Origin of the sequence: Pelosinus sp. UFO1, assembly GCF_000725345.1 — a bacterium.
Classification (GTDB): Bacteria; Bacillota; Negativicutes; order DSM-13327; family DSM-13327; genus Pelosinus.
The window spans coordinates 1,951,430-1,978,397 of record NZ_CP008852.1; the positions used below are offsets into that span (position 1 = coordinate 1,951,430).

Here is a 26,968-nt window from a genome sequence, read left to right on the forward strand (position 1 = left end):
ACCGAAATGCTTATAAAAATGGTAAAGGGAGTGATCTTTGTGTCTGCTAAAGTTTATGCGGCTATCTATGTGAAGGGCAAAAAGGAAAAAATAAAAGAAGATTTAAAAGCGTATTTTTCTAAAGAAAACATTATTAGCGAAAAGACTTTTGACAATGTCGATAGTGTTCACATGTCTGTTAGGAGTGGTTCCGAAGAGAACTTGTATCATTTGCATTTAGAGGTAGATGAGGATGAAAGTGAAAGAGCAATGAATCTTCTACATGACTGGCTGAAGAAAAACAAGGGTGTTCAAATACACAGAACTCCATGCATAGAAAAATAGCGTCCTATGGGACGCTTTTCTTGTACGATTTTTGGTTACACTACATATGAGGTGGTGTAAATGGATGAGGTACAAAAAATCGAGCAGATAATTGAAGAATTACGTACTCGATTACATGGACAAGCGAAAGGGAAATGTCTTACTGATCCTGAAGTCGTGAAAGCGAGTCAAGAGCTTAACAAGATGTTAAATGAATATGAGCGGTTATTAACAAAAAAATGTAAGTTAGAGCCATAAAAGGCTCTTTCTTTTTTTATTAAAATCAAATGAGGCGTGTAGTGCTATTGAATCGTCTTTATACTGCTGTTTAAAGAAGCAATGCTATTTGAAAGTTCAATAATATTAGAGAAATTGGCAACTGGGTTAACTGCCTGTTGCTCAATTATTTCTTGTAATACAAACATAGTGAATAATGCAATAGCATTACCAGTGAGCGGGGCTAATTGGGGAAATTCAATTGCCCTATTCGCCTTTTTCTCTAATTCTTCAAGATTCAAAACACCACAAGTGGCTAAACAATCATGGTTTTTATGGCAATTCATCAGTTTCGCCTCCGCCTTCATTGATACTTCTAATATATTCATCAGATTGGATTTTGTACCGATACGAAAGTAAAGGGTTGGAAATTATAAATAAGTTACTTGATTCATGGTAATAAGGAAAACCCCTTAAGCTAATTGCTTAAGGAGTTATTTGTTTAATTATATTTAGGTTTATTGCCCCCAATTCGACAGGACATTAGGATCATAGTAAATTGTACCACCGTTAAGCGTTAAAAATCTACCTGCAATAATACAACCAGTTATTACGACACCGCTATTTATAGATAAATCTTGTCCGGCAATGACAACGGCTTTATTTAGCACAACATTGGAATTGATAGTTATGTCTTGATCTGACATTATTTGTACGTAATTAGTAGGTGGAGGGGTACCTGTTCCACTGTTAATCTGTATCCCTTGGTGTGAGAATATCTTAATGTTTCCTATAAGGTTTACGTTACTATTTATATTGAATCCTTGATCTGTAATAAGTGTAAGAGTTGTTGTCGCATCGGTTTTTAAAAGTGCAGGATTAGTGGAACTATTACCACCTAAATTACCTCCGCCGTGAGCAAAAATAACAACATCGCCACCACCTGATGCAATAATACTATTGCCGTTATTATTTATACCATCAGGCATATAATAGGTACCTTTTGTAAGGTTGAGAGTTGATTTTAAAGGGGTTAATAGCGAAGGAAATTTATTATAAGAACCGTTATTTGTATCGACTGGCATCTTTGGTATCTCCATAGACTTATATATCAAAGGAAAATGAGCATTATTGTTAATTTGATTTATATTTGCTTGAGTTGAAAGCATGCCCTCTTGGTCTATTTGCCCGTTATATATGATATGGAAACCTTGGTTTACAGTTAATTTATTTCCGCCGTTATATACTGCATAAGGGAAAAGTGACTTGGAGACCTTTATTGTTACTGCCTTTCTAAGACCATTAACAATTCCAGTAGATATAATTGTGTATGTTTTATTTTGCTCAGCGGAAGCATTATCTTGAATTGTTGGGATAATTGTCACATTATATGTTTTATTTTCATCAGTAGCCACCGATATAGAGGTATTGAGCCATGACCAGTCACTACTCCCGCTTAAAATGCCGCTTTTTGCACGCACAGCCCCAGATTCGGCAGCATATTGTGCTTCTAACGCATTTTTGTTTTTAGTCATTAGTTTTACATTGGTTTCAGTTGCAAAGGTTAATCCTGATACGATAATTCCCATAAAAATCATAAACACTAAGCCCATTACAATGACGCTGCCACGTTGATTATTAATCATTATATTCCACCTGTCATAATGTTACTGGTGATAGTAATATCGTCATCTTTACCAGATGAATTGAATAGTATTCTCACTATATAATTCTTGGTAGTACCTACTTGTTCAAAACTCACATTCTGGATGTTTTGCGAATTTATAATATTTGCCACAACGGCATTCCGAGTAAATACAATTTTTTTAGTACTGTCGTCAAAATAGATACATCGAGGCTCTTCAGTAAGCTTCATTTGTGCCCCTATATTTTCATAAACGTTATATGTATAGTCTATTTTTTTCTTGTTTCCAGATAAATTTGTTATGGTAGAAAACTTTAATTCCTCTGAAATTAGCGATAGAGTTGTATTTATAATTGGTATTACTTCAGCTTGGTGTATGGTATTTTGATAAATTCTATTTGAAGCTATAAAGAGTTCTAACATACCAGACGCTATAATACTAAAAATTGCCATACCAATAATAAGCCCTATTAGTGTATATCCTTTATTATTTTTAAAATTCATTTACTGCCACCTAATTTGCATAGTAGTAATTTACAATGCTGATATGCTTATCGCCACTTTGTTCATGCCAATCTACTACAATTTCAACAGGGGTGATACTTTTTCCTAAATTGTCGTTGGTGGCAACGTTAATGATTGGCTTTACTGTGAAAATTCCATGTGTTTCTGTGGTGAATGTAGAATCGCTTACCTTATGGTTTTCTGCATACTGTTGGGCAATAGCCAATGCCTGACCGTAATTTTTAGCGTATGTATTTGATTTTGCCGACATTATATATGTGCCAGCTAATGCCAAGATAGCAACTACAAGGATAACAATACCGAGTATTGAATCAATAAATATCCAGCCTTTTTCTGACATAAATAGTTTTTTCATTTACTATTTCATCCTTATTTTGTGTATTTTTCTGCCAGTCAAATGAGGAACCGATTAAAGAGCGAAAAAGATTTCAGTAAATGTTCATTTTTCGATATTTTTTACTACCATCTTTGTAATTAATGTCATACATATAATTACCATAAATAACATTATATTCCTGCATGGAAATTAAAATAAATAAAAATTCAATAAAATTGTCCGTTGCCATTTATTGAAGGGTAAATAGGGAAAAATGTCGAATTATAGCATTTAAATAGAAAGAGGTGGATAATATGTTTAAAAATGCAAAAGTTCGCACAAAGATTCTTTTGGGATTTGTTTTGGTTTTAATCATGATGGTAATTAGTATGGGAATTACGTTCTTTTGTTTAGGAGAGATGACACAAGCAACAGATTATATTGTAGAAGATGCCATTCCTATGGGCAGAATAACAGAGCAAGTGTTTATGGACCTTCTCAATCAGGAGACTGGAGTGCGTGGGTATATTGCGAGCAATGGTGACGAAAACTTTTTAGGGGCGTTTAACAATGGCCGTAAAAACATCGCCGTCTCACTAAAAAATCTGGAACCCTACCTCACCAAACATCCAGGTATGAACAAAATTATCAAAGAAGAAGCTATACCCGCGATAGATGCGATTCACAATTACTTTGATAGTCAGATCAACTTAGTTAAATCGGGTAAACTGGAAGAAGCCCGAAAGCGTCTTGGAGAGGGGAAAGCCTTATTTGCAAAAGCCCGTGAAGTCCATGAGAAAATGAATGCAGATATTGACGTTATTACAAAACGAGACTGGGATAGCTCATTGGCAGCAAGTTCAAAAGCTAAGTGGAGTGCCGGCTTAATCTTTATTATCAGTTTTATATTGAGTTCAACGATAGCGCTGTTACTTGCCAGGGAAATAGCTACTCGTCTTCGGATTGACGTGGAGGCACTACGGGAAGTTGCATCTGGAAATCTTGGGATAGCGGAAATACATATTAAAAGCAATGACGAGATAGGCGAAATAAGTTTAGCTATTAATAGAACTGTTAAGAGTCTGAGAACTCTTGTTAATACAGTAGCTCAATCGACACACCAAGTAGCTGCCTTATCAGAAGAGTTAACTGCAAATGCTGAGCAGTCAGCTCAAGCTGCTACCCAGGTAGCAACCTCCATCATGAGCGTCGCCAGCGGTGCGCACCATCAGACAGAGGTAGTTGCTAAAGGTTCGGTATTTGTCGAGGAAATGTCAGAAAACGCACAGAAAATTGCCTCCAATACCACTGAAGTGGCCCACGCATCTCAAAAAGCAGAGGCAGCTGCAAAAGAAGGTGCTTTAGCTATAGGCAATGCCATAGTGCAGATGACAAGTATCGAAAAATCTGTAACTAATTCAGCGATGGTAGTCACCAAACTAGGTGAGCGATCCAAAGAAATTGGTCAGATAGTTGAGACCATTTCCGCCATTGCAGGGCAGACTAACTTATTGTCACTAAATGCAGCAATTGAAGCGGCTCGTGCTGGTGAACAGGGAAGAGGGTTTGCAGTAGTGGCGGAAGAAGTGCGAAAGCTGGCTGAGCAATCGCAAAGAGCTGCGAAACAAATTGCTACTCTTATTAGTGAAATACAGGATGAAACCGATAACGCTGTACAGTCTATCAATGAAGGAACTCGTGAAGTCAAATCGGGCACTGAAATAGTTAATTTTGCAGGCTCGTCATTTGATCAAATAGTATCGTTGGTCAACCAGGTAACTAATCAGATCCAAAATATTTCGGCATCTACTCAGCAAATGGCGGGGGGAAGTCAGCAGGTCGTCGATGCGATGTATGAGATAAATGAGGTGAGTAAAGAAACTGCTGGCCAAACCCAAACAGTATCAGCAGCAGCGGAGGAACAATCCGCCTCTATGGAAGAAATCGCTGCTTCCAGCGAATCCCTTGCAAAGCTAGCAGAGAATCTTCAGACTGCAGTTCAGGAATTCAAGCTTTAAAAGTCTTGTATCCTGTGACTAAAGTGTCTAAAAAAAGCTATTAATAGTAATAAATAACAAGCTCCTGCGAAGGTATAATCAACCTTGCAGGAGTTTTGTTTATTACTTGTAAATGAAATAGACTTACAATGTTATTTAAGATTGTAAGCCTAGCTTAGTCGTGCTTATTTTTTATGAGTATATAAATATAAACATTCATATACTATATCAGAGGTGAGTGTGTGAAAGTGTATGCTTATATTGACACCTATTACGACCCAGCACATGGGTTTCAAGTACATGTGTTACAGTGTTTACGAGAAAAACCCAAGGACATTGATGTGCAGGAATTCGAAGTGGAAAGCACAGATAAGCTGTTTTACGACGGTGAAAAAATAAGGGTACTTAACTGAGGCTTAATAGCCTCTATTTTATTATTACGTTCTGGACTAAAAGAAATTCCCCGACGAATAGAATTGTGGGAGATCACAATTTAATGTAAGTCGCAGTAAAGGTTGCTTTTGAAGATGAAAAATGACATATTAATTACAAATATGGTAAAGATATCCACAAAATACATGCGTTACCAACAGGGTTATCCACAGGACCAGGAGGCGTGACTTAAAGTGATCCACTTACTTGATGGCCGTTAATGCGGAAGTGGGGAAGCTTACTAACTTACTCAGATAAAGAATCATAAACGTTTTGGTTTGATGTAACTGCGGGATCATCTCGTAAGAGTAATTTCTTTTTGTCATTCATGATGGCTGCATCCATTTCTTTATTGACTAACATTAGGTTAGGTTTGTTACTTGTTTTAATGTTGTCCGGAAATTTAAGATAGGAGCCATTATCTCTATAAGTCATATTTATCACCTCAGAATTAGTCTATGGATTCTAGCTATTTCTATGCTATATTTTGACGCCTACTTAGTAATTAAGAGCAAACTGTTAAACGTGAAGGCCAAATAGTGATATATGCACTATAACAAGGGAATTTTTCATGGAATAAAGTTGCAATAATTACGGGGTAACCATTAAAGCAAAAAAGCAGGCTATTTGGCCTGCTTTTTTGTAATAATTCATGGAAAAATGCCTATACCGTCTAATGAGTCGCTTTTTTATCCTCTTTTGTTTTATTAGGAGGTGTGGTTCCAGTATATATTTTTTTTAATACTTCTTGCTGTTTATCCCACTCATTAGTGCGGTCAGGATGCTTTTCACCCATACTATCACCTCACGATTAGTTTTCCCGAAGTTTTTTATTACATGTGTCAAATCGAAATAAAAAGAAAAAGCCCGAAAGCTTTTTCTGTAAAAAAACGATAAGAAGCTAGACTGGCCAGCAACCCTGTCTAGGCCAGCAATATTTTCTAGGGCTACAAAATCTACGAGGAGAACAAGCAAAACCGAAGCCTAAGCCTAAACCTAACGCGAGGCCTAACGCTAAGAGGGCTTGGCGCTCATCATTGGATCTGCTTTCCCAATCTTCAATTTCTGGCTCTTCCCATTTACGATTGTCCATATTAAGTATCCCTCCCAATGAAATAGAAACATTATCTATACATAATATGATCGATGGTAAATAAGAGTGATTAAAGCAAGAAAGGCTCTCAAAGTGAGAGCTGATTAGGTTTATTTTGTCACATTTAGTAAGACAAATCTTACTCTTTTATAAGTAGCTTTTTACGTTATATAATGAAGACGAAAAGAGGTGATATTCATTAGGCCTAATGAAATGTCAGCCCAATTGTTTGAAAGAATCACGAGTAGCAATAAGCCTGTAAAGATTTCTGCATTGGCAGAAGCTTTGCATAGTACTTCACGGCAAGTCCGCTATAAGCTGGATAAAATGGATGAGTATCTGAAAGATAATAAGTTTCCCCAATTCATTCGCAAACAAAATGCAGGAATTTCCTATGCTGCTTCCCCAGAAATAGTGAAGACAATAATGGAAAAACTGCAAGAAGTGGAAGTTTATCATTATGCTTCTCAAGAAGAGAGAGTTGATAGTATCTTGGCTATTTTGCTCCAGCAGCAAGACTATATAACCATTGATGATTTTGCAGAAAAACTACATAGCAGCCGCAGTACAGTAGTCAAAGATTTGAATAAAGTCAGAGAGTTACTGAAAAGCAAGCATTTAACGCTACTTTCCTCAACGAATCACGGGATAAAAATTACGGGTGAAGAAAAATATCTTCGACGAGCATCCATTGAGCTTTTGATGAAAAGCTCAGAAAGCCAGGGGATACTAAGTAAAGAAATGTTGCCTAGTTTAAAAAGATTGAATTTATTTTCTCAATCGGAAATTGCTACGATGTTCTCCAATACAAGTATACAAGTGATTGAGGATTGTTTGATTGAGGCGGAGAAACAATTAGAAACTACATTCTCTGATGAAGCTTTTTATAGCTTGGTCGTCCATATAGCAATCGCCATTAAAAGGCTAAAGCTTGGTAGAGATATTGTGATGTCTTACCAAGAACTCAAAAACTATGAAACAACGAAGGAATTTGCTGCAGCCTCTTATATCGCCAGTAGATTAGAGAAAGAATTTGAAATTGAAATTCCTTATGATGAAATCGGCTATATTACGATTCATTTGCTAGGCAGCACCGTATATGTTGCCAATCCTTCATCAAGTGAAGATTGGGCAACTCTACAAATATTAACAGGAAAAATTCTAGGTGAAGTAAGCGAAAATCTTGAGCAAGAATCTTTGATTCATGATGATCAATTATTTAGCGGTTTGCTTGAGCATTTACGACCTGCAATATACAGATTGAAAAATGGTTTAAAGTTAAAAAATCCGGTACTTGAGGAGATTAAAAACAGATACTATTATTTGTTTAACATTGTAAAGAATAGTATGTCTCCCGTGGAATGTCACGTCGGAAAGCTATTTGATGATGAAGAGATCGGTTATTTTACCTTGCACTTTGGGGCAGCTTTAGAAAAATTGAAGCCTAAGAACGAGGTAGAGAAGAAAATTCTAGTGGTTTGCAGTACAGGAGTAGGTACTGCAAGGTTGTTATCTTCTAGATTGTTACAATTGTTTAATGTAAATATCGTGGACACAATTGCTTACCGTCAAGTAAGTCAAGTTCTCAAGTATCAGCAAGTGGATCTGATCGTTACGACACTGCCAGTGAAGTTTGACTTAGTTCCGTGGGTACAGGTGAATCCATTGCTTCTAGACAAAGATATCGAGAATTTAAAGAAATATTTGACACAATATCACTTTCAGCCAAAGAATGTATTTGTGGAAACGGTTAAACTGATTGAAGAGCACTGCGACATAAAAAATTATGATGCGTTACTTTTAGGGCTGGCAAAGATTTTAAAAGCGGACATTATAGTGGGGCAGAAGGGAGTTGTACAACCATTGTTGAGAGAGTTATTGACAGCAAATATGATAGAGTTAAAGGTTGAAGCAAAGAATTGGGAGGAAGTGATTTATGCTGGTGGAAAAATTTTAGAGGCTCATGATTTGATTGAACACAGGTATGTGGATGCCATGGTCAATACAGTAAAGAAAATGGGGGCGTATATTGTTATAGCGAAAGGGATTGCCATGCCTCATGCAAGGCCGGAAGATGGTGCCAAAAAAGTGGGAATGGCATTGCTTACCCTAAAAAATCCAGTGAACTTTGGGAGCAAGGAAAATGATCCTGTTAGTGTAGCGATCTTCTTATGTGCCGTAGATAATATTACTCATTTAAAGGCTTTAGCGGAGTTAATGCAACTACTAGACGACGATGATTTTAAAAGAATGGCAGATGAAGCTAGCAGTAAAGAAGAACTTATAACATATATCAGTAGCAAAACGAGAGCGGAGGAATGATCGTATCATGCTTACGATTTTAACTGTATGTGGAAATGGGATTGGCAGCAGTATTATGTTAAAAATGAAAATTGATGAAATCTGTGAAGACCATCATATCAAAGTTTCTGTGGAATCGGCTGATTTTAATTCGGCACAAGGAAAAAAGACAGACCTGATTATCACGGTAAAAGAACTGGCCTCTCAATTCGAGGGGCGTGAAGTAGCGGTGGTGCGAAGTTACATAAACAAGAAAAAAATTGAAGAAGACATTCTTGAAATTCTTTTGAGATTACATGAAAGTAAAATGTAGGGGGTATGATTTATGTCCACATTGACTATCATTCTAGAATTTTTTCGAGACGTTCTAAAACAACCCGCCTTATTAATGGGGATCATGGCGCTGATCGGGCTGGTTGCGTTAAAAAGGCCTATGTTCAAAGTCATGACAGGGACCTTAAAGCCAATATTGGGTTATCTGATGTTGGGGGCAGGTGCGGATTTTATCGTTGCCAATTTGAACCCTCTAGGGAAAATGATTGAAGAAGGTTTTCATATTACCGGTGTAGTTCCTAACAATGAAGCGATTGTTTCTGTAGCACAAAAAGTACTGGGTATTGAAACCATGTCGATTCTGTTGGCTGGATTGGTTATTAATCTTATGATTGCAAGATTTACCAAATACAAATATGTATTTTTAACTGGGCATCATAGTTTCTTTATGGCTTGTCTTCTCTCGGCAGTTTTAGGTGCTTCGGGGATGAAGGGGATCGAGCTGATCCTTATTGGCGGTTTTATTCTCGGGGCATGGAGTGCCATATCACCAGCGATTGGGCAAAAATATACATTAAAAGTGACCGATGGTGATGAGATTGCCATGGGACATTTCGGTAGTTTAGGCTATTATTTATCCGCATGGGTTGGTAAATTCGCTGGGAAGGCAGAAGAAAGTACAGAGAAAATACAAATTCCCGAGCAATGGGGATTTCTTAGAGATACCACCATATCCACGGCACTTACAATGATGGTATTTTACTTAATTGCAGCCTTTGCTGCAGGGCCGAGCTTTGTAGCAACTTTAGCTGGTGAGATGTCACCTTTCTTATTTGCTATCATGGCGGCACTGAAATTTGCTGTTGGCGTTACCATAGTGTATGCTGGGGTCAGAATGATCCTTGGTGATTTAATCCCTGCTTTCCAAGGAATTGCGACAAAGATAATACCCAATGCCATTCCTGCAGTGGATTGTGCTGTATTTTTCACCTATGCTCCAACAGCAGTAGTAATTGGCTTTATTAGCTCCTTTATTGGCGGAGTTATAGGCATGTTGCTGTTAGGTATTGCTGGAGGCGTGCTTATTATACCAGGGCTTGTTCCACATTTCTTTTGCGGTGCAACCGCTGGGATTTACGGTAATGCTACAGGCGGTAGGAGGGGAGCTGCATTAGGGGCTTTTGTAAACGGTTTAGCCATTACTTTTCTACCTGCATTTCTGCTTCCTGTCCTTGGACAATTAGGCTTTCAAAATACTACCTTCGGTGATGCTGATTTTGGCTTCTTGGGTATTTTGTTAGGTAAGGCATCTAATGCGATAGGCCCAGCAGGGATTTATGTCATTGTAGCGATTTTGCTTATTGTTTTACTGATTCCAAACTTTATTAAAACAAAAACTCATGCGATAAATAATGTGCAAGGTTAATGAATCTCTTGAGTTCATTACTAGCTCAAATTGGTAAGTGGGAAGGCGTGCATTCTAGGAGAATCGCACGCTACTTCTCTCAAAAATAAGTAAAGGAAAGAATGAAAAATATGTCTGATGAAGTTACTAAAATAGTAGATGTGGTAGGAATCGGAGTCTCAACGCTGGACATGTTTACCGTGGTTGATACATTTCCGACGACTAGAGAAGTGCAAAAAGCCGTAACTATGGTTCTTGATGGCGGCGGCCCAGTTGCTACAGCAATGGTGACTTTGGCGAAGTTAGGTGCTAATACGGTTATGATTGATAATCTGGGAGGGGATTGGAGTGGTTCGCTAATTTTACAAGATTTTAAAAAGTATAATGTTAGCACAGATTGTATAGAAGTTTTCCCAGAACATTCTTCTTCCGTAGCCAATATATTGGTGCAAAAAAGCACGGGAATAAGAGCAATCATTTATCATCCCGGATCGGCTCCAGAGCTAAAAGATATTTTAAAGTATTCCTCGGTAATACAAACAGCTAAAGTACTGCATATCAATGGTCGGCATTTAGATGCGAGTCTGCAGGCCATTGATATTGCGAAAAAAGCAGGAGTCAAAGTATCATTTGATGGTGGGGCAAACCGATATCACCTTGGTATGCGGCTTATTGTGCCAAAGGTAGATATTTGTATTGTCGCCAAGGATTTTGCCCTTGCCTATGCTAACGGTACTTCAATTGAACATGCTGGGGAAATGTTGCTGAAAAACGGTCCAGAGCTTGTCGTAATTACAGATGGAGTAAACGGCAGCTGGGTTTTTAGCAATGACATCGGTAGCTTTCGTCAACCTGCCTTTAAGATCGAAAATGTAGTAGATACAACAGGATGTGGCGATAGTTACCATGGGGCATTCTTATATGGATTAATCCAAAACATGTCATTGAAAAAAACATCCGAGTTTGCTAGTGCAGTTGCTGCCCTTAATACCCAATCCTTTGGCGGAAGAAAGGGATTGCCTTCGTTGGAAACCGTTGAGAAATTTTTATTAAGCTATAAGAGTTAAGTATATGACATGCTCCTAAATCCACGGTAAGAATTAACCCCCTTTGGAGAAAAATCCAAGGAGGGTTAATTTTTATATTTGCACTTTTATGAAAGTATACCCGGCCGAATTTGCGCTATGCTTTTAAGAGAGAACCAAACCACTAAATAAGGATGCAATCATTGCAAGTAATATCCAGATATAAATAACTATAGCAACTAGTATTTTCCATGGCGTCTTAGAACGAAAACCCGGTAATTTTCTCCAATTTGGTAATGGTTGTTCAGTTGCTAAAGGCATTTTATACCCGCAATGAGGACAATGGGAAAAATCAAATGTAGTGTTTATACCGCACATCGGACATTTCATGTTAACACCTCTGATTAATGTTCCGCATTTGTTATAAGATTATAAGAAAATGTTATTTGCTTTTATATTTTCCGGCTATAGTGTTCTTTACATAATCTTATGGTGATCTTTTTCGGCTTAATTACATAGTATGTAGTAAAAGATTATTTGAGGTGGTTGGGAATGAGTTTGGAAGACTCGGTTATGGCTTCGGCTATGGTTGTAGTTTTGGTTTCAGGCATGGATTTGGTCATATCTTCAGAAATGACTTCAAACCTGACTACAATTATGGTTTCAAGTATGGACTTGGTCAAGGTTTCGGGAATTATAATTGGTGCTAAACTTCTTACAAAATATTAAGAATAGTAGAAAATACTAGTCATCCCACCTTTCATTAGGTGATGGCTTTTTCTATTTTAAAATTTATGCCAAATTAAAATAGGATTATTGGGAACGCTATTTATAAGGAGGCGATTAAAATGTTATGGTTTTTATTAATTGGATTGATCTCTGGATGGCTAGCTGGCATGATTTCCAGAGGTGGAGGTTTTGGTCTTTGGGGTGATTTGGTAACAGGTGTTGTAGGTTCTTTTATTGGTAGTTTTGCCTTTAATCTTTTGGGCATCGGCGCATATGGTACAATCGGATCAATAATTTCAGCTACTGTAGGGGCCATTATACTTTTATGGGTTATACGGATGTTTAACGTAGCAGCCCCCGCACAGAAGAAAAAATGAATTTTCTTTTTAACCATCTACCTACGGGTGGGTGGCTTTTTTTATTGCCAATAATTGTTACTTGCTTTTTATATTTCCTAATTCTATAATACTTTAGAACATATGTTCGATTTAAAAAGAGAGGTAAGATAGATGAAGCGCACCATCTTACACGTAGATCTTAATAATTTTTATGCCAGTGTAGAGTGTTTGTATAGGCCTGAAATACGCAGCAAACCTGTTATTGTATGCGGTGATATTGAGGCACGTCATGGCATAGTTTTGGCAAAAAACTACCCTGCCAAGGCCCTAGGAATCAAAACCGGTGAGGCAAATTGGGAAGCAAAGCAAAAGTGCCCAGAATTAGTAATGGTACGAGCAGATTTTGCTAAATATCTGCAGTTTTCTAGAATGGCGAGAAAAATATACGCAGATTATACAGACCAAGTTGAATCATTTGGAGTCGACGAAGCTTGGCTTGATGTTTCTGGTACAGAAAAAATATTCGGTTCTGGCTTTGCTATTGCAAATCAAATTAGGCAGCGCTTACAGGATGAGCTTGGACTTACAGGATCTGTCGGCGTATCATGGAATAAAATCTTTGCTAAGCTTGGCAGTGATCTAAAAAAACCAAATGCTACAACGGTTATTGCAGAAGAAAATTTTCAGCAGGTTGTGTGGCCCCTGCCAGTTGGCGAACTTTTATATGTTGGTCGCGCGACTAGACGTAAACTTGCAAATCGCGCTATATATACCATTGGGGAACTAGCCAACCGGGATCGGAATGATTTAAAGCTATTGTTAGGAGTCTGGGGAGAGACGTTGTGGCATTTCGCAAACGGCCTTGATTCAGCTCCAGTAAAGCAAGTAGGGGAAGAAACTCTTATCAAATCGGTAGGTAACAGCACGACAACGCCAAGAGATTTAGTAAATAATCAAGATGTTAAATTAATTATCTATGTGCTGGCAGAGAGTGTGGCAGCTAGGTTACGAAAACACGGTCTTAAATGTAAAACGGTTTCTATCACTGCACGCAGTAGTGAACTATTATCTTTTGAGAGACAGGCCAAAGTTCCCGATCCAACGTTTTTGTCGAATGAGATAGCAAAAAGGGCGATGGAATTATTTCAAGCAAATTATCGATGGGATAAGCCAATTCGTAGTCTTGGAGTTAGGGGGAGTGATCTAGTAACAGCTGAGGGGCATGTGCAGCTTGGTTTATTTGAAAATAGTCAGTTGGATGCAGAAAACTTGGAGTTTACTATAGATAATCTACATAAACGTTTTGGACATTATAGTGTCCAGCGTTGTGCTATGTTACTTGATAGACAGCTTACTGGTTTCAATCCCAAGGAAGATCATGTTATACATCCAATATCATATTTTAGGTAGGTGCTAAAATGGGAAAAGTTTTTGTACAAGTCACAGCGGAACATGACGTTAATGGCAAAATTCGTCCTTTAACGATTAAGTGGGAAGATGGACGAATTTTTGAAATTGATCGTCTGCTTGATGTTCGGCAAGCTGCATCACTCAAAGGCGGGGGCATAGGGATGCGGTATACTTGCCGGATCTATAATAAACAAGTTTATTTATTTTCTAATGAAGGTAAGTGGTTTGTAGAACGGAAATAAAACAAGCCGGAAATGATCCCGGCTGTCTACGTGAGTTTTAGATTCTAGAATTGTTTTTCATTTCATATGTTAGAACATGGGGGTGTTGTTTAATGTGTAATGAGGAAAAATCTAGTGATTCATTGCTTGCTGATATTGGACTAGATATACAAAGGGTTTTATGGAGTTTATTTGAGTGCTGGAAAAATGAAGGCACTGAAGCTGACCATGTACAAGTATTTGAGTTATCAGTCGAATTTGCATGTGGCGAGGTTTATCAAAAGGTAGTTCACTCTCAGGAAGGAAAAACAGAGACTTTTTATTATAAAAATATATACCATCCAGTTGATGCTACCATATGGATAGTCGATAGTGAAGAGGGTGCAGTCATGATGAAAACAGAAAAGAAGTGATTAAATTGGTAGAGGCTCGAAAAAAACTCCTGCAAAATTTCCAATGCGAAAATTGCAGGAGTTTTCTATGTACTAAATGGATTCAAATAATTCTTTAACCGTATTCAATTCTTGACGAATTAAGATGCCTTGTGGACAATGACTTTCACATTTGCCACAGTCTACGCATTTGGATGCATGGGCTGCAGCGCCTACACGGAAATTATATAAATGCTTAAACCGATCTTTTAACTCTGGTGTACCGCCCGAGATCAAATAGTCATTGAGAATTGTAAAACAACCTGGAATGTTTACGCCTGCAGGACAAGGCATACAGTAGGCACAGGCTGTACAGTTGACTTTTATTCGTTTTTTGAAAAGAGTTTTTACTTGATTAATAATGCCTATTTCCTTTTCTGTTAAAGAATTTGCCTGGGCATCTTGGGTAATTTTTATGTTTTCAGTAACATGATCCATAGTTGTCATCCCACTTAAGGCAACAGAAACTTCTGGATGATTCCAGACCCAACGCAAAGCCCATTCCGCTGGAGTTCGCTTATTATCTGCCTGATTGAAAAAGGTAAGAGCATCTTCAGGGAGATTTTCAGCAATCTTCCCCCCACGAAGTGGTTCCATAATGGCAATACCTAGTCCCTTTTTTGCTGCATATTCTAGGCCTTCTTTGCCAGCTTGATAGGTTTCATCCAAATAATTATATTGAATTTGGCAGAAGGACCAATCATAATAGTCTACGATTTCTTTAAACAGGCCAATTCTCTCGTGGAAGGAAAATCCTGCATGTTTAATTCTACCATCCTTGATGGCTTGGTCTAGAAAATCACAAATTCCAGCTTCCTTTAATATAGGCCATGTAGTAGCATTCAGTGTGTGCACTAAATAAAAATCAATGGTATCTGTCTGAAGCCTTTCTAATTGCTCATTTAAGTATCTGTCCATATCTGTTCTTGTTTTTATTAACCAGCTGGGGAGTTTAGTAGCTAACTTCACACGCTCTCGATAGCCATCCTTTAGTGCTTTTGCAACAAAGGGTTCACTTTCTCCGCCATGTTCCATGCCTTTGCCATGATAAGGATAGGCAGTATCGATATAGTTTACGCCTTCATCTATCGCATGACGAATCATCTTGATTGCCTTGTTCTCATCAATATGAGTCGTATCACCATCAATAATAGGAAGTCTCATACAGCCAAATCCTAAAACGGAAACCATTTCATTTGTCTTGCCATACTTTCGATATAACAAATTAATCACCCCTACCTGTAATAATGTTAAATGTAATATAGATAAAAATGGAAACAATATACTTAGTATATCGCGAAGTAGATGAATTGTCTCTAAAGATAAAAAGAATTTATACAAGAAATATAATGGTAGTAATCCTGCAGTTCTCATAGGGATAACATAAACTAGTTGCTCAAAGCGTTAACAAAGTGTATACATTACTTAAGAAAAAGTACCAGGTATCGATTTTCTCTTTCACGCCATACTATATAGCGTAAAGCATTCGTTAAAAGGAATTCTTGCCTGCGATATTCGTTATCTTTTATATGTCCAACCTACTGTTAACATTAGGGAATCTAATGTTATGTGGATGTCGGGCCACCTTTGAGTGGATGGCAAAAGCATACTAGGATGCCCACCTGCGAGTCGCAGGTTTGGACATATAAAAGAAACGATATTGCGGGCTATATTCTGCCAATAAGAAAAAAGATTTACCTATGGGTAAGTCTTTTTTTATATTTATAAATGCGAACCCCACTCAAATGAGTGGGGTTCGCATATTTGAAGTAATGTTTTTATATAAGAAAACTAAACAATATAGTTAATTTTTTAGGTAGTAATACTAAAAACTTTTAGTACTAATGTACTAACTAAAGGCATATTCTCAAGCATAGGGAAAAGATGGAAGTCGCTGTACAGATGGTGATAGTCGAAGCTCATCAGCTATTTTAATCTTAACAAAGAAGATAAAATTTTTAATTAAAGAATGGTATGGATAAATACTCTATATGCGTACTATTCATAGCCAACAGAGGAGTAAAATGAAGAAAAAAAATATTACTGATATAGCAAATAGAGTAGGCGTATCGCCAGCGACTGTATCGAATGCACTTAATAATCGGAAGGGTGTTAGTGAAGAAACAAAGCTAAAAATTGTTAGAGCCGCCAAAGAACTAGAATATTACAAGGAATCGGGTAAGAGGCAAAAAACTATTCGCTTTGTTATTTATAAAAAACATGGTCTGATTGTATCTGATACTCCATTCTTTTCATCATTAATTGAGGGAATTGCAAATGAGTGTAGGAACCAGGGATACGAATTATTGATTTCCCATGTATATCATAGTGAGTGTGAAGAAATTATTCATACGGTTGCCGCTGAGTATTCTCAAGGCCTAATTATTTTAGCTACTGAAATGTGTCTAGCAGATTTAGCTCCTTTTTACGATTTTGATATACCCATCGTCCTATTAGATAGTTATTTTAAAGAAGAAAATTTTGATTGTGTACTGATTAACAATAGGGATGCTTCCTATCGAGCTACAAAATATTTGGTGCAAATGGGACATACCCAATTTGGGTATCTTCATAGTACGTTACCTATTAATAATTTTTACTATCGAAAGGCTGGATTTAAAGATGCGTTACAAGAGTTTAAAATCCAAAGTAATGCAGAATTTGAACTTTTCTTGGAACCAACTATGGAAGGGTCTTATAGAGATATGAAGGCTTTGTTAGAAAAAGGTGATATTGAATTACCCACAGCTTTTGTTGCTGATAATGATATCATTGCTTTTGGTGCAATGCGAGCTTTAAAGGAGAGAGAGATTCGAATTCCAGAAGATGTATCCATAGTGGGTTTTGATGATATGCCATTTTGTGAAATTACCAGTCCCCGGTTGACGACTAGTAAAGTTTTTAAGCAAGATATTGGCAGTACTGCAGTTAAAAGACTACTTCAAAATATAGAAGGCAATAAAGAGAGGGTTACGCAAAGAATCGAGGTGAATACGGAACTGATCATTAGAGATAGTGTTTTACAATTAAGATCTTAAATTATAAAAAAGGGGTAGAGGGTATGAGAGAGAAAATTAAGCTTGGTTTTGCTCCTACACGGCGTTTCGTATTTAGTAAAGAAGATGCCCATAAGTTTAAAAAACTGATCTTAGAAAAAATTTCTCAGTTTGATATTGATATCGTTGATCTGGAAGGCATAAATAAAGAGGGACTCTTGTTTGATAATGATGAAGATGCAAAGAAAATTATTAAACGATTTAAAGAGGCCGAAGTAGATGCTGTATTTTTTCCTCATTGTAATTTTGGTACAGAAGATACAGTAGCGCGAATTGCAAAGGCTTTGCAAAAACCAGTACTCCTATGGGGGCCTAGAGACGAAGCGCCATTAGCAGATGGAAGTCGGCTGAGGGATACCCAATGTGGGTTATTTGCTACTGGCAAAGTACTGCGACGTTTTAATGTTCCCTATACATATATCGTGAATAGCACATTGGAAGATCCTGTGTTCACTAGAGGATTTAAAAATTTTATTGCTGCCAGCAATGTAGTGAAAAAAGTGAGAAGCTTGCGAATCTTACAAGTGTCTACCCGTCCAGCTGGCTTTTGGACAATGATTTGTAATGAAGGGGAACTTCTCGAAAAGTTTGGGATTGAAGTTTATCCAGTAACATTGCAAGATATTAAGGACTTAACTGAGCAAGTGGAAAGAGAAAAGGCTATAGAGCTTACAGACACAATTCAATTAATTACCTCGAAATTAGATTGCAGTGAAGTAGATGATGTTTCCATCACAAGGGTAGCGGCATTAAAGGTTGCTTTATCAAAATTGATTAAAGATCATGGGTGTTCTGCTATGGCTATACAATGCTGGACAGCATTGCAAAATAGTATCGGTATCATGCCTTGCCTAGCCAATGCATTATTGACGGATGAAGGTATACCAGCGGTATGCGAAACGGATATACATGGGGCAATAACGGCTGTGATGGCCCAAGCAGCAGCTATGGATACAACAGCGCCTTTCTTTGCTGACTTAACAGTTAGGGATGAGAAGAATGCCAATGCCGAATTATTATTTCATTGTGGAAATTTCCCCATATCTCTGGTAGATAAGGAATGTACACCTCGATTTAGACATCATTTCTTATTTGATTCTCATGCCCCAGGCACCCATGAAAGTGAAATCAAAGGTGGAAATGTATCAATTGTTCGTTTTGATGGTGACCATGGTGAATATTCCTTATTTTTGGGTAAGGCAAAGGGTATAAAAGGTGCATTTACTCGAGGGACTTACTTATGGATTGAAGTTAACGATTGGCCTTTGTGGGAAGAAAAGTTAGTGACTGGCCCTTATGTACATCATTGCGTAGGTATACACCAGGACGTAATTCCAGCTCTTTTTGAAGCCTGTAAATATATACCTGGTTTGCAGCCTGATCCAGTGGATCCAACTAAAGAACAAATTGAAGCATTCTTACGTGGCAAAAATTAACATTTGAGGAGGATGAGCCTGTTGGTTACTACGGAAGAGTTAAAGGGAAAAGCAAGACAAATACGCCAAGATGTAATCGAAATGGTTTATAAGGCAAAAACAGGTCATACGGGTTCCTCACTATCCAACGCGGATATTTTGACTACGCTATATTATAGTAGCATGTATATAGATCCACAAAATCCACAGTTAGCTGATAGAGATCGATTTATTCTCAGTAAAGGGCACGCAGTTGAATCTTACTATGCGATACTTGCCGATAAAGGCTTTTTCCCAAAAGAAGAACTTGAAACCTTTAGTCAGTTTGGTAGTAGGTTACTTGGGCACCCCAATAATAAAGTTCCAGGAGTAGAAATGAATACTGGCGCATTAGGACATGGTCTTTCTATATCTGTGGGTATGGCATTAGCAGCTAAAAAAGATCAAAAATCCTATCGAGTATTTACCTTGATGGGGGATGGGGAACAGGCTGAAGGATCTATATGGGAAGCTGCTATGGCGGCAGCACATTATCGACTTGATAATTTAGTTGGTATAATTGATCGCAATAAATTACAAATTTCAGGAACGACAGACTTTGTAATGGGACTGGAGCCCTTAGAAGAAAAGTGGAAAGCCTTTGGCTGGGAAGTGATCTCTGCCGACGGACACGATATAGAAAAAATGCGCAGCGTATTCGAAGAGGTGCCAAGGATAAAAGGGAAGCCGACTTTGGTTATGGCATATACAACCAAAGGCAAAGGGATATCGTATATGGAAAATGTGCCTCATTGGCACCATGGAGTACCTACGGCAGAAGAATACAAACAGGCGCTACAAGAACTATCAGGAACGGAGGGGTGCAAGCATGAATTCCATACCAAATAGACAAATCATATGTGATGCACTCATTGCTTTTGGCAAAATAGATAGGGACATTCTTGTTCTTACGAGTGATTCTCGGGGATCAGCTTCTATGACCAATTTTGCCAAGGAATTGCCGGAACAGCTTATTGAGGTAGGGATTGCTGAGCAGAATTTAGTTGGGATTGCTGCAGGCCTTGCTGCTTCGGGCAAGAAACCCTTTGTCGCTTCACCGGCTTGTTTTTTAACCATGCGTAGTATCGAGCAGATAAAAGTAGATGTTGCTTATTCAAAAACGAATGTAAAGCTAATCGGTATCAGTGGTGGGGTAAGCTATGGAGCCCTTGGCATGTCTCATCACTCATTACAAGATCTTGCGGTAATGCGGGCCATTCCAGGCGTTGCTATTGTACTTCCCGCTGATCGATTTGAGACAAAACTGGCGGTCGAAGCTTTACTTGTCCATAAGGGGCCTGCTTATATGAGAATTGGCCGTAATGCAGTTGCCGATGTATATCAATCTGAAGAGTATGAATTCCAAATTGGCAAGGCAGTCACTTTGGCAGAAGGAAAGGATCTTACAATAATAGCAACTGGGGAAATGGTGAAAGTAGCAGTTGATAGTGCTGTTGAATTGAAACATATGGGAATTAATTGTAGGGTCTTAAATATGCATACCATTAAGCCGTTAGATGAAGAAGCGATTATTAAAGCAGCTAGAGAAACAGGCAAGATCATTACGATAGAGGAACATAGTATTTTTGGTGGCTTGGGCTCAGCAGTTGCTGAAGTGGTAGCGCAGAATCATCCAGCACCGGTAAAAATTCTTGGTATTTTGGATGAACCTGCTATAGCTGGAAAAGCTCAAGAAGTATTTGCGTATTATGGTCTTTGCGTTAAAAATATTAAAAAAATTGCTTTGGAATTATTGAAGTAAAGTGGGGTAGGAAAGAATGAACAATGGTTATATCCTTGCCCTTGACCAGAGTACATCGGCTTCAAAAGCGATGATAGTAAACAGAGAGGGATTAATTGTTGCCCAAATGGCACGAGAACACAAGCAACATTATCCTAAGCCAGGCTGGGTTGAGCATGATCCTATAGAAATCTATCAAAATGTGAAAGGTATCTTAGTTGATGTACTCAAAAAAGCCAATATTTCATCAACTAGTATTGATGTTCTTGCGATTACCAATCAGCGTGAGACGGTAGTCGTTTGGGATAAAGACACTGGGATCCCCGTTTATAATGCGATTGTATGGCAGTGCCGAAGAACCCAGGAAATATGTTCCAAGCTAAAAGAGCAAGGGCTGGAACGTATGGTAAAAGATCGGACTGGTCTTTTGCTTGACCCTTATTTTTCGGCAACGAAGGTGAAATGGATTTTAGAGAATGGGGGTTCTCCCCTTATAGGGCAGGCACAGGCAGGCAAACTATTAATGGGTACCATTGATACTTGGCTCATCTGGAAGCTTACAGGCGGAAAAGTTCATGGGACAGATTATACGAATGCCAGCAGAACGCTTTTATTTAATATAAAAACTCTTCAATGGGATGACGACCTTCTTACTATTTTTAATATTCCAAAAACAATGATGGCAGAGATAAAATCTTCTAATGCAACTTTTGGTTATACCGAAGCTGGGGAACTTTTTCCGCATAGTATTCCTATTTCCGGTGTTATTGGGGATTCGCAGGCTGCTCTATTTGGGCAAAATTGCTTTGAACCTGGTTCGGTAAAGGCAACCTACGGTACAGGTTCATCTGTACTCATGAATATTGGATCAGAATATAAGGTAGTAGGGAATGGCTTGGTAACATCGATCGCTTGGGTAATTGATGGAAAAGTAGAGTATGTATTAGAAGGGATCGTTCATTGTTCAGGAGATTCTTTGAAGTGGCTAAAAGATGAATTAGGGATATTTACTGATTTTTCTAAGCTGCAAAGCATAGCGGAAAGTATTGAAGATAATGAAGGGGTTTACATGGTCCCTGCCTTTGTTGGACTTGGTGTACCTTACTGGGATGCAGATGCCAGGGCCGCGATCCTTGGTATGTCTAGGAGAACAGGCAAACAACATATTATAAGAGCCGCCTTAGAATCTATCGTTTATCAAATTAAGGATGCTATTGAAACCATGCAAGCAGAATCAGGTATATATATCAAGGAATTAAGGGTAGACGGTGGACCAACGGAAAATTCATTTTTAATGCAATTTCAAGCTGATATGCTCAATATCCAAGTCGCAAGAACGAAGGTAGCAGAATTATCCGTAATGGGTGCTGTATATATGGCGGGGCTTGGAATTGGCATTTGGAACAGGATGGATTTAGAAAAGTTAAGGCAGGTAGGAGAATGCTATACTCCTATGATGGAAGGGCATGTGAGGGAACAGTATTATCAGGGGTGGAAAGAAGCGGTCGCAAGGGTTCTAACCAAGTAGATGGATAGCTTTAGGTCTATATTCTTTTTCTCAGGGAAAAGAGTATAAATAAAATCATATCAAAGGGGGAGAAAAGATGAAAAAGATCAGTAAGTTTATGTTCCTTGGTCTCTTAATCGTCAGTATGCTCGCTCTCTTAGTTTCCGGTTGTGGCGGACAAAAACCCGATGCTGCGAAGTCAGCTGAAAAAGAATCTCCTAAATCAAAATTAGTAGTTATCATTACTCCATCTCATAGTAATCCATTCTTTAAATCCGAGGCCGTAGGTGCAGAAGCCAAAGCAAAGGAACTTGGTTACGAAGTATTGACATTAGTGCATGATGATGATGCTAATAAGCAAAATGAAATGTTTGATACGGCAATTGCGCGTAAAGCAGTTGCGATCATTTGTGACAATGCTGGTGCAGATGCAACTGTGGCTGCTGTGAAAAAGGCAAAAGATGCTGGAATTCCTACTTTTCTTATCGATCGTGAAATTAATGTGACAGGTAGTGCCGTATCACAAATCGTTTCTAATAATTTTCAGGGAGCTAAGTTAGGTGGAGAAGAATTTGTTAAGTTGATGGGTGAAAAAGGAAATTATGTTGAACTTGTGGGTAAGGAATCAGATACAAATGCAGGTATACGTTCGAAAGGCTATCATGATGTAATTGACCAATATCCAGAATTAAAATCTGTTGCCCGCCAAAGTGCAAATTGGAGCCAAACAGAAGCTTATTCAAAAATGGAATCTATTATCCAAGCTAATAAAGATATTAAAGGTGTAATTTGCGGTAATGATACCATGGCAATGGGGGCAATAGCTGCTATTAAGGCTGCCGGTTTGAAAAACGTAATCGTAGTAGGTTTTGATGGAAGCAATGATGTAAGAGATTCCATTATTGCTGGTGATATCAAGGCTACTGTTCTGCAACCAGCCTTTCGTATCGCACAGATGGCTGTAGAACAAGCTGATAAATTTCTGAAGAATGGTTCAACAGGAGAAAAAGAAAAGCAATTAATAGACTGTGTCTTAATCAATGGAGAAAATGCTAAAAAATTAGAAACCTTCGCTGTAAAATAAATAAGAATTAGGGAAGGAATATGTCAGGATAGGCATAACACACTATCCTGACATAATGTAATCAATTGACAATTTGATGAGGAGAAATAGTATGGAAAAAATAATTAAATCTATCTGTAAATTGCATGCTGAAACGGGTTTAAAAAGTCATTGCACTAGGAAAATCAATATTACTATGTTACTTGTGATATGTTTATTCTCATCGATCTTGTTTTCTGGCTGTAAGCTTTATACTGTGGTTCCTCATGACAAAAATAAGAATAGTAAACAGGGGACCACTTTTTATTTTCAAGATGAAAGCTTTGATGCCAATCAATTTGTAGATTCCATATGGGATAGCAAGGTGCTTTTGACAATAAACGAAAAGGCAAATGATGTAGGTGAGGTTATTAAAGAAACTAAAATTAGTGTGGATGAAGCTGGTAAGAAATATGGAATTAGGAGTGCACAGGAAGGTAGTCCGTGGAATTTTATTGTCAAAGGCAAAGGGAAAGTTCTAAATGTTAATAAAGAATCTAGAGTTGGCACGTTAGATATAGATATTGCCCCTTTTGATGGTAAAACGGATTTTAAAATACAGCTAGGACCTGTTATTAAAGGTACAGCAGTACGCGATTCTCTTGAATTTATTAAATATGATGATTTTAAAAACCAAATGGTTTTTGCAGAATTATCAAATGCTTTTCATAAAAAAATTACGGAGACGCTCTTAGGAAAATTTGACGCTACCCTTGCTAAAGGAAAAGAAGTGAATTTTATCGGCGTTTTCACCTTTGCGTCGTCGAGTGAAATACTTCTAACGCCAATAAAAATGGAGTTAGTGGAAGGAGGTAAATGATGGGTGATGAGCTGTGCTTAACGGCCCGAGGCATAAGTAAAATATATCCTGGTACCGTAGCCTTGCACAAGGTGGATTTTAATGTATATCGGGGCAAGGTGAATGTAGTAATTGGAGAAAATGGGGCTGGTAAGTCGACTTTAATGAAAATCATTGCCGGAATTGAAAAACCATCGGAAGGTAGTATTTATTTAAACGGAGAGGAAATATGCCTTAATGATACACGTGATGCATCAGCAAAAGGGATCGGTATTATTCACCAGGAATTAAATTTGTTTCCTAATCTTACTGTAGCACAAAATATTTTTATGGGTCGGGAAAATACAAAATATGGAATAATCTTAGATCATAAAAAACATATTGAAAAAACAAAGATTCTTCTCGAGAGACTTGAACACCCCATTCATCCCGATACTTCCGTAAGTGATCTAAGGGTAGGTCAGCAACAAATAATTGAAATAGCGAAGACCATGGCTCAACAAGATTTACATGTTTTAATTATGGATGAACCAACTTCATCACTCAGCACAGCTGAAGTAGAAGTTTTATTTCGATTGATTAAGGAATTGAAAGAACAAGGAATTTCTATTATATATATTTCTCATAGGTTAGAAGAAATTATGCGTATCGGTGATTATGTTACTGTGCTTCGTGATGGTAAATTGATTGAACAAGATCAAGTTAAGAATATTGATATTCCTTGGATTGTAAGAAAGATGGTAGGTCACAACAATACCAATATGAATTATAAACAAGAAAAGCCAATTGGCGATGAAATTCTACGTGTTGAGTCCTTAACCTTACCTCGTAAAGGAGGCGGTTATACGCTAGATAAGGTTACTTTTTCTGTGCGCAAAGGGGAGATAGTAGGGATATATGGCCTGTTAGGCGCAGGACGCACAGAACTAATTGAATGTTTGATGGGGATGCACCCAGAAGCTACAAGTGATATCTACCTAGAAGGTAAAAAAATTAGGCCAAAGTCGATTTGGGAGCAAATTCAGAAAGGATTTGCCCATATACCAGAAGATCGACAAAGAGAAGGGTTAGTGCAAACCCTTTCTATCGGAAAAAATATGACATTAGCAAGTTTATGGGATTATACGAAGGGCATCCATTTACTCCCTAAGAGGGAAAATGAGAACATAACAAAAGCTATTAAAAATTTGGAGATTAAGGTAGCAGATAGAAATTTACCAATCCTTTCGTTGAGTGGTGGCAATCAGCAAAAGGTTGTGATTAGCAAAGGAATTCTTACTTCACCTAAAGTGCTGCTATTGGATGAACCCACAAGGGGAATTGATATAGGTGCCAAAGCCGATGTATTTAAAATTGTGAATAAATTTGCAGCAGAAGGTATGGGTATTATTATAGTGGCCTCAGAATTGAAGGAAATTATAGGAATCTCTGACAGAATCATTGTTTTATCTAACGGACAAGTAACTGCTGAATTAAGTGGGGATGAGATTAGAGAGGAAGCTCTTGTTAAGGCTTCAGGTGTAGGGCATCACGCAACGAAAGTTAAGAATATTTCTTAAGAGTAAAAGGAGACTACCTACTATGAGCAAAATAATGAATCAGATAGAAGGAGTACATACAAAAAACGTGTCACTAGGGATGCTTTTATTAAAAGCTAGAACGTTTATAGCCTTAATTCTTTTAATTATTATATTTAGCTTTCTTACACCAAGTTTTTTGTCGGCAAATAGTCTAATACTCATAGCTAAGCATGTTGCCCTCTATGCTTTGTTGGGCATTGGTATGACCCTTGTTATTATTAGTGGTGGAATTGACTTATCAGTGGGCTCTATTGTTGGGCTTGCTGGGATGATTGCGGGCGGGCTTATTCATGAGGGATTACGGCTTAATATGTTTGGAGTTACTATTTATTTTAATGTATTTATTATCATGCTCTTTGCATTATTGATGGGAACAGGTGTAGGGGCTGTCAACGGACTGCTAATTACTAAATTTAATGTAGCTCCCTTTATAGCAACCTTAGGTACCATGTACGCGGCTAGAGGATTTGCCTTAATTCGTTCTAATGGAGAAACTTTCCCCAATCTAGTGGGTAATTCCAGCTTGGGTAATGAAGGCTTTCCTATCTTAGGTGCGGGCAGTGTTTTAGGAATACCTATTTCCATTTGGCTTATGATTCTTGTTGGCCTAGCTGTAGCGTATCTTCTTAAGAAAACACCTTGGGGCTGGCATATCTTTGCCGTAGGCGGAAATGAAAAAGCAGCTAAACTTTCTGGGATTCGAGTAAATCGGGTTAAAATGTTAGTCTACATGGTTTCTGGTTTCTGCTCTGCCTTGGTAGGGCTAATTGTATCCTCCCAGTTGGTAGCAGCTCATCCAGCCACCGGAAATACCTGGGAAATGAATGCGATTGCCGCAGCCGTATTAGGGGGAACATCTATGGCTGGTGGTATCGGAACCATCGGTGGGACACTCATTGGTGCATTTGTTATTGGCGTATTAAGTGATGGTATGGTTATGATCGGCGTTTCCGAATTCTGGCAGATGGTAATTAAAGGTCTGGTTATTGTAATTGCAGTTATTGTAGATCAATTTCAAAGAAATATGGAAAATAAACTGGCTCTTGAAGGGAAAAATAGTTAGGAGGAG

At 38.0% G+C, this 26,968-nt stretch carries 31 protein-coding genes and 1 other RNA gene; 23 read left to right on the forward strand and 9 right to left on the reverse strand.

Annotated features, from left to right (window positions below; genetic code table 11):
* The first annotated feature begins 39 nt into the window (after positions 1-39).
* Together UFO1_RS08970 and UFO1_RS08975 are read left to right on the forward strand one after the other, a co-directional pair.
* The gene (locus UFO1_RS08970) at positions 40-324 is read left to right on the forward strand and encodes a hypothetical protein (protein ID WP_038670100.1); all 285 of its coding nucleotides are present in this window, start codon (positions 40-42) and stop codon (positions 322-324) included.
* A gap of 60 nt (positions 325-384) precedes the next feature.
* On the forward strand, positions 385-561 hold the full coding sequence (locus UFO1_RS08975; protein WP_038670101.1) for an aspartyl-phosphate phosphatase Spo0E family protein: 177 nt from the start codon (positions 385-387) through the stop codon (positions 559-561).
* A 44-nt stretch (positions 562-605) separates the two neighbouring features.
* Here UFO1_RS08975 and UFO1_RS08980 read toward each other — a convergent pair whose 3' ends face one another.
* From UFO1_RS08980 to UFO1_RS08995, 4 genes are all read right to left on the reverse strand, one after another.
* A complete protein-coding gene (locus tag UFO1_RS08980) occupies positions 606-866 on the reverse strand; it encodes a hypothetical protein (RefSeq protein WP_038670102.1) in 261 nt (86 codons plus the stop codon).
* A gap of 171 nt (positions 867-1,037) precedes the next feature.
* Positions 1,038-2,165, reverse strand: a complete 1,128-nt coding sequence (locus tag UFO1_RS08985; protein ID WP_038670103.1) for a hypothetical protein — start codon at positions 2,163-2,165, stop codon at positions 1,038-1,040.
* Positions 2,165-2,668 (reverse strand): PilW family protein, encoded by a 504-nt coding sequence (locus tag UFO1_RS08990; protein WP_038670104.1) that lies wholly within the window; start codon positions 2,666-2,668, stop codon positions 2,165-2,167. Before UFO1_RS08990 ends, UFO1_RS08985 begins: the two co-directional genes overlap by 1 nt.
* A gap of 10 nt (positions 2,669-2,678) precedes the next feature.
* A complete protein-coding gene (locus UFO1_RS08995) occupies positions 2,679-3,044 on the reverse strand; it encodes a hypothetical protein (RefSeq protein ID WP_038670105.1) in 366 nt (121 codons plus the stop codon).
* Between the two features lie 275 nt (positions 3,045-3,319).
* On the opposite strand from UFO1_RS08995, the gene UFO1_RS09000 reads away from it, so the two are divergent.
* Positions 3,320-5,023 (forward strand): methyl-accepting chemotaxis protein, encoded by a 1,704-nt coding sequence (locus UFO1_RS09000; protein WP_038670106.1) that lies wholly within the window; start codon positions 3,320-3,322, stop codon positions 5,021-5,023.
* Between the two features lie 221 nt (positions 5,024-5,244).
* The gene (locus UFO1_RS25165) at positions 5,245-5,415 is read left to right on the forward strand and encodes a hypothetical protein (RefSeq protein ID WP_158442787.1); all 171 of its coding nucleotides are present in this window, start codon (positions 5,245-5,247) and stop codon (positions 5,413-5,415) included.
* Between the two features lie 265 nt (positions 5,416-5,680).
* Here the strand turns inward: UFO1_RS25165 and UFO1_RS09005 are convergent, their stop codons facing one another.
* The 3 genes from UFO1_RS09005 to UFO1_RS09010 form a co-directional block, all read right to left on the reverse strand.
* Positions 5,681-5,869: a hypothetical protein gene (locus UFO1_RS09005; RefSeq protein WP_038670107.1), complete on the reverse strand. Its 189-nt coding sequence runs from the start codon at positions 5,867-5,869 to the stop codon at positions 5,681-5,683.
* Between the two features lie 238 nt (positions 5,870-6,107).
* Positions 6,108-6,230, reverse strand: coding sequence for a hypothetical protein (locus UFO1_RS25965; protein WP_256380538.1), 123 nt, complete (start codon positions 6,228-6,230; stop codon positions 6,108-6,110).
* A gap of 105 nt (positions 6,231-6,335) precedes the next feature.
* A complete protein-coding gene (locus tag UFO1_RS09010) occupies positions 6,336-6,527 on the reverse strand; it encodes a hypothetical protein (protein ID WP_038670108.1) in 192 nt (63 codons plus the stop codon).
* A 189-nt stretch (positions 6,528-6,716) separates the two neighbouring features.
* On the opposite strand from UFO1_RS09010, the gene UFO1_RS09015 reads away from it, so the two are divergent.
* From UFO1_RS09015 to UFO1_RS09030, 4 genes are all read left to right on the forward strand, one after another.
* Complete coding sequence (locus UFO1_RS09015) at positions 6,717-8,849, forward strand: BglG family transcription antiterminator (protein ID WP_084159802.1); 2,133 nt, start codon at positions 6,717-6,719, stop codon at positions 8,847-8,849.
* Between the two features lie 7 nt (positions 8,850-8,856).
* Complete coding sequence (locus UFO1_RS09020) at positions 8,857-9,141, forward strand: PTS sugar transporter subunit IIB (protein ID WP_038670110.1); 285 nt, start codon at positions 8,857-8,859, stop codon at positions 9,139-9,141.
* Between the two features lie 12 nt (positions 9,142-9,153).
* Entirely contained in the window at positions 9,154-10,527 is a 1,374-nt protein-coding gene (locus UFO1_RS09025; RefSeq protein ID WP_038670111.1) for a PTS ascorbate transporter subunit IIC, read from the forward strand.
* 110 nt (positions 10,528-10,637) lie between these two features.
* Complete coding sequence (locus UFO1_RS09030) at positions 10,638-11,573, forward strand: carbohydrate kinase family protein (protein ID WP_038670112.1); 936 nt, start codon at positions 10,638-10,640, stop codon at positions 11,571-11,573.
* 123 nt (positions 11,574-11,696) lie between these two features.
* On the opposite strand, the gene UFO1_RS24400 is transcribed toward UFO1_RS09030, so the two are convergent.
* Entirely contained in the window at positions 11,697-11,921 is a 225-nt protein-coding gene (locus UFO1_RS24400; RefSeq protein ID WP_071842000.1) for a hypothetical protein, read from the reverse strand.
* 162 nt (positions 11,922-12,083) lie between these two features.
* Between UFO1_RS24400 and UFO1_RS25435 the strand changes: the two genes are divergently transcribed.
* The 5 genes from UFO1_RS25435 to UFO1_RS09050 all read left to right on the forward strand — a co-directional run bounded on the left by UFO1_RS25435 (position 12,084) and on the right by UFO1_RS09050 (position 14,642).
* A complete protein-coding gene (locus UFO1_RS25435) occupies positions 12,084-12,260 on the forward strand; it encodes a hypothetical protein (RefSeq protein ID WP_173406216.1) in 177 nt (58 codons plus the stop codon).
* 119 nt (positions 12,261-12,379) lie between these two features.
* Positions 12,380-12,637 (forward strand): GlsB/YeaQ/YmgE family stress response membrane protein, encoded by a 258-nt coding sequence (locus UFO1_RS09035; protein ID WP_038670113.1) that lies wholly within the window; start codon positions 12,380-12,382, stop codon positions 12,635-12,637.
* 132 nt (positions 12,638-12,769) lie between these two features.
* Positions 12,770-14,008 carry a DNA polymerase IV gene (gene dinB, locus UFO1_RS09040; RefSeq protein WP_038670114.1) on the forward strand — a complete coding sequence of 413 codons (1,239 nt, stop codon included), beginning with the start codon at positions 12,770-12,772 and terminating at the stop codon, positions 14,006-14,008.
* Positions 14,009-14,016: 8 nt separating this feature from the next.
* Positions 14,017-14,250 (forward strand): hypothetical protein, encoded by a 234-nt coding sequence (locus tag UFO1_RS09045; RefSeq protein WP_038670115.1) that lies wholly within the window; start codon positions 14,017-14,019, stop codon positions 14,248-14,250.
* Between the two features lie 92 nt (positions 14,251-14,342).
* Complete coding sequence (locus UFO1_RS09050) at positions 14,343-14,642, forward strand: DUF960 family protein (RefSeq protein WP_038670116.1); 300 nt, start codon at positions 14,343-14,345, stop codon at positions 14,640-14,642.
* Between the two features lie 72 nt (positions 14,643-14,714).
* Here the strand turns inward: UFO1_RS09050 and UFO1_RS09055 are convergent, their stop codons facing one another.
* The gene (locus UFO1_RS09055; protein ID WP_173406246.1) at positions 14,715-15,851 is read right to left on the reverse strand and encodes an aldo/keto reductase; all 1,137 of its coding nucleotides are present in this window, start codon (positions 15,849-15,851) and stop codon (positions 14,715-14,717) included.
* 309 nt (positions 15,852-16,160) lie between these two features.
* On the opposite strand from UFO1_RS09055, the gene ssrS reads away from it, so the two are divergent.
* From ssrS to UFO1_RS09100, 10 genes are all read left to right on the forward strand, one after another.
* A non-coding RNA gene (gene ssrS / locus UFO1_RS24405) (6S RNA) lies at positions 16,161-16,333 on the forward strand.
* A gap of 351 nt (positions 16,334-16,684) precedes the next feature.
* The gene (locus UFO1_RS09060; RefSeq protein ID WP_038670118.1) at positions 16,685-17,698 is read left to right on the forward strand and encodes a LacI family DNA-binding transcriptional regulator; all 1,014 of its coding nucleotides are present in this window, start codon (positions 16,685-16,687) and stop codon (positions 17,696-17,698) included.
* Between the two features lie 23 nt (positions 17,699-17,721).
* Positions 17,722-19,152, forward strand: a complete 1,431-nt coding sequence (locus UFO1_RS09065; protein ID WP_038670119.1) for an L-fucose/L-arabinose isomerase family protein — start codon at positions 17,722-17,724, stop codon at positions 19,150-19,152.
* Positions 19,153-19,173: 21 nt separating this feature from the next.
* Complete coding sequence (locus UFO1_RS09070; RefSeq protein WP_371256679.1) at positions 19,174-20,019, forward strand: transketolase; 846 nt, start codon at positions 19,174-19,176, stop codon at positions 20,017-20,019.
* Positions 20,000-20,932 (forward strand): transketolase family protein, encoded by a 933-nt coding sequence (locus UFO1_RS09075; protein ID WP_038670121.1) that lies wholly within the window; start codon positions 20,000-20,002, stop codon positions 20,930-20,932. The genes UFO1_RS09070 and UFO1_RS09075 overlap by 20 nt, the downstream gene beginning before the upstream one ends.
* A 16-nt stretch (positions 20,933-20,948) precedes the next feature.
* Positions 20,949-22,439, forward strand: a complete 1,491-nt coding sequence (gene glpK / locus UFO1_RS09080; protein ID WP_038670122.1) for a glycerol kinase GlpK — start codon at positions 20,949-20,951, stop codon at positions 22,437-22,439.
* Between the two features lie 76 nt (positions 22,440-22,515).
* Positions 22,516-23,502 (forward strand): D-ribose ABC transporter substrate-binding protein, encoded by a 987-nt coding sequence (locus tag UFO1_RS09085; protein ID WP_038670123.1) that lies wholly within the window; start codon positions 22,516-22,518, stop codon positions 23,500-23,502.
* A 91-nt stretch (positions 23,503-23,593) separates the two neighbouring features.
* Positions 23,594-24,340: a DUF2291 family protein gene (locus UFO1_RS09090; protein ID WP_051788879.1), complete on the forward strand. Its 747-nt coding sequence runs from the start codon at positions 23,594-23,596 to the stop codon at positions 24,338-24,340.
* Positions 24,337-25,878: a sugar ABC transporter ATP-binding protein gene (locus UFO1_RS09095; protein ID WP_038670124.1), complete on the forward strand. Its 1,542-nt coding sequence runs from the start codon at positions 24,337-24,339 to the stop codon at positions 25,876-25,878. Before UFO1_RS09090 ends, UFO1_RS09095 begins: the two co-directional genes overlap by 4 nt.
* A 22-nt stretch (positions 25,879-25,900) precedes the next feature.
* Positions 25,901-26,962 (forward strand): ABC transporter permease, encoded by a 1,062-nt coding sequence (locus UFO1_RS09100; protein ID WP_201771062.1) that lies wholly within the window; start codon positions 25,901-25,903, stop codon positions 26,960-26,962.
* Positions 26,963-26,968 lie beyond the last annotated feature (6 nt).

Excerpts from the sequence above, each read along its gene's own strand:
- UFO1_RS08975 (WP_038670101.1), top strand. The coding sequence starts at position 385 with ATGGATGAGGTACAAAAAATCGAGCAGATAATTGAAGAATTACGTACT.
- UFO1_RS08980 (WP_038670102.1), bottom strand. The coding sequence starts at position 866 with ATGAATTGCCATAAAAACCATGATTGTTTAGCCACTTGTGGTGTTTTG.
- UFO1_RS08985 (WP_038670103.1), bottom strand. The coding sequence starts at position 2,165 with ATGATTAATAATCAACGTGGCAGCGTCATTGTAATGGGCTTAGTGTTT.
- UFO1_RS08990 (WP_038670104.1), bottom strand. The coding sequence starts at position 2,668 with ATGAATTTTAAAAATAATAAAGGATATACACTAATAGGGCTTATTATT.
- UFO1_RS08995 (WP_038670105.1), bottom strand. The coding sequence starts at position 3,044 with ATGAAAAAACTATTTATGTCAGAAAAAGGCTGGATATTTATTGATTCA.
- UFO1_RS09000 (WP_038670106.1), top strand. The coding sequence starts at position 3,320 with ATGTTTAAAAATGCAAAAGTTCGCACAAAGATTCTTTTGGGATTTGTT.
- UFO1_RS09005 (WP_038670107.1), bottom strand. The coding sequence starts at position 5,869 with ATGACTTATAGAGATAATGGCTCCTATCTTAAATTTCCGGACAACATT.
- UFO1_RS25965 (WP_256380538.1), bottom strand. The coding sequence starts at position 6,230 with ATGGGTGAAAAGCATCCTGACCGCACTAATGAGTGGGATAAACAGCAA.
- UFO1_RS09010 (WP_038670108.1), bottom strand. The coding sequence starts at position 6,527 with ATGGACAATCGTAAATGGGAAGAGCCAGAAATTGAAGATTGGGAAAGC.
- UFO1_RS09020 (WP_038670110.1), top strand. The coding sequence starts at position 8,857 with ATGCTTACGATTTTAACTGTATGTGGAAATGGGATTGGCAGCAGTATT.
- UFO1_RS09025 (WP_038670111.1), top strand. The coding sequence starts at position 9,154 with ATGTCCACATTGACTATCATTCTAGAATTTTTTCGAGACGTTCTAAAA.
- UFO1_RS09030 (WP_038670112.1), top strand. The coding sequence starts at position 10,638 with ATGTCTGATGAAGTTACTAAAATAGTAGATGTGGTAGGAATCGGAGTC.
- UFO1_RS24400 (WP_071842000.1), bottom strand. The coding sequence starts at position 11,921 with ATGAAATGTCCGATGTGCGGTATAAACACTACATTTGATTTTTCCCAT.
- UFO1_RS25435 (WP_173406216.1), top strand. The coding sequence starts at position 12,084 with ATGAGTTTGGAAGACTCGGTTATGGCTTCGGCTATGGTTGTAGTTTTG.
- UFO1_RS09035 (WP_038670113.1), top strand. The coding sequence starts at position 12,380 with ATGTTATGGTTTTTATTAATTGGATTGATCTCTGGATGGCTAGCTGGC.
- dinB (WP_038670114.1), top strand. The coding sequence starts at position 12,770 with ATGAAGCGCACCATCTTACACGTAGATCTTAATAATTTTTATGCCAGT.
- UFO1_RS09045 (WP_038670115.1), top strand. The coding sequence starts at position 14,017 with ATGGGAAAAGTTTTTGTACAAGTCACAGCGGAACATGACGTTAATGGC.
- UFO1_RS09050 (WP_038670116.1), top strand. The coding sequence starts at position 14,343 with ATGTGTAATGAGGAAAAATCTAGTGATTCATTGCTTGCTGATATTGGA.
- UFO1_RS09055 (WP_173406246.1), bottom strand. The coding sequence starts at position 15,851 with ATGGTTTCCGTTTTAGGATTTGGCTGTATGAGACTTCCTATTATTGAT.
- UFO1_RS09060 (WP_038670118.1), top strand. The coding sequence starts at position 16,685 with ATGAAGAAAAAAAATATTACTGATATAGCAAATAGAGTAGGCGTATCG.
- UFO1_RS09065 (WP_038670119.1), top strand. The coding sequence starts at position 17,722 with ATGAGAGAGAAAATTAAGCTTGGTTTTGCTCCTACACGGCGTTTCGTA.
- UFO1_RS09075 (WP_038670121.1), top strand. The coding sequence starts at position 20,000 with ATGAATTCCATACCAAATAGACAAATCATATGTGATGCACTCATTGCT.
- glpK (WP_038670122.1), top strand. The coding sequence starts at position 20,949 with ATGAACAATGGTTATATCCTTGCCCTTGACCAGAGTACATCGGCTTCA.
- UFO1_RS09085 (WP_038670123.1), top strand. The coding sequence starts at position 22,516 with ATGAAAAAGATCAGTAAGTTTATGTTCCTTGGTCTCTTAATCGTCAGT.
- UFO1_RS09090 (WP_051788879.1), top strand. The coding sequence starts at position 23,594 with ATGGAAAAAATAATTAAATCTATCTGTAAATTGCATGCTGAAACGGGT.
- UFO1_RS09095 (WP_038670124.1), top strand. The coding sequence starts at position 24,337 with ATGATGGGTGATGAGCTGTGCTTAACGGCCCGAGGCATAAGTAAAATA.
- UFO1_RS09100 (WP_201771062.1), top strand. The coding sequence starts at position 25,901 with ATGAGCAAAATAATGAATCAGATAGAAGGAGTACATACAAAAAACGTG.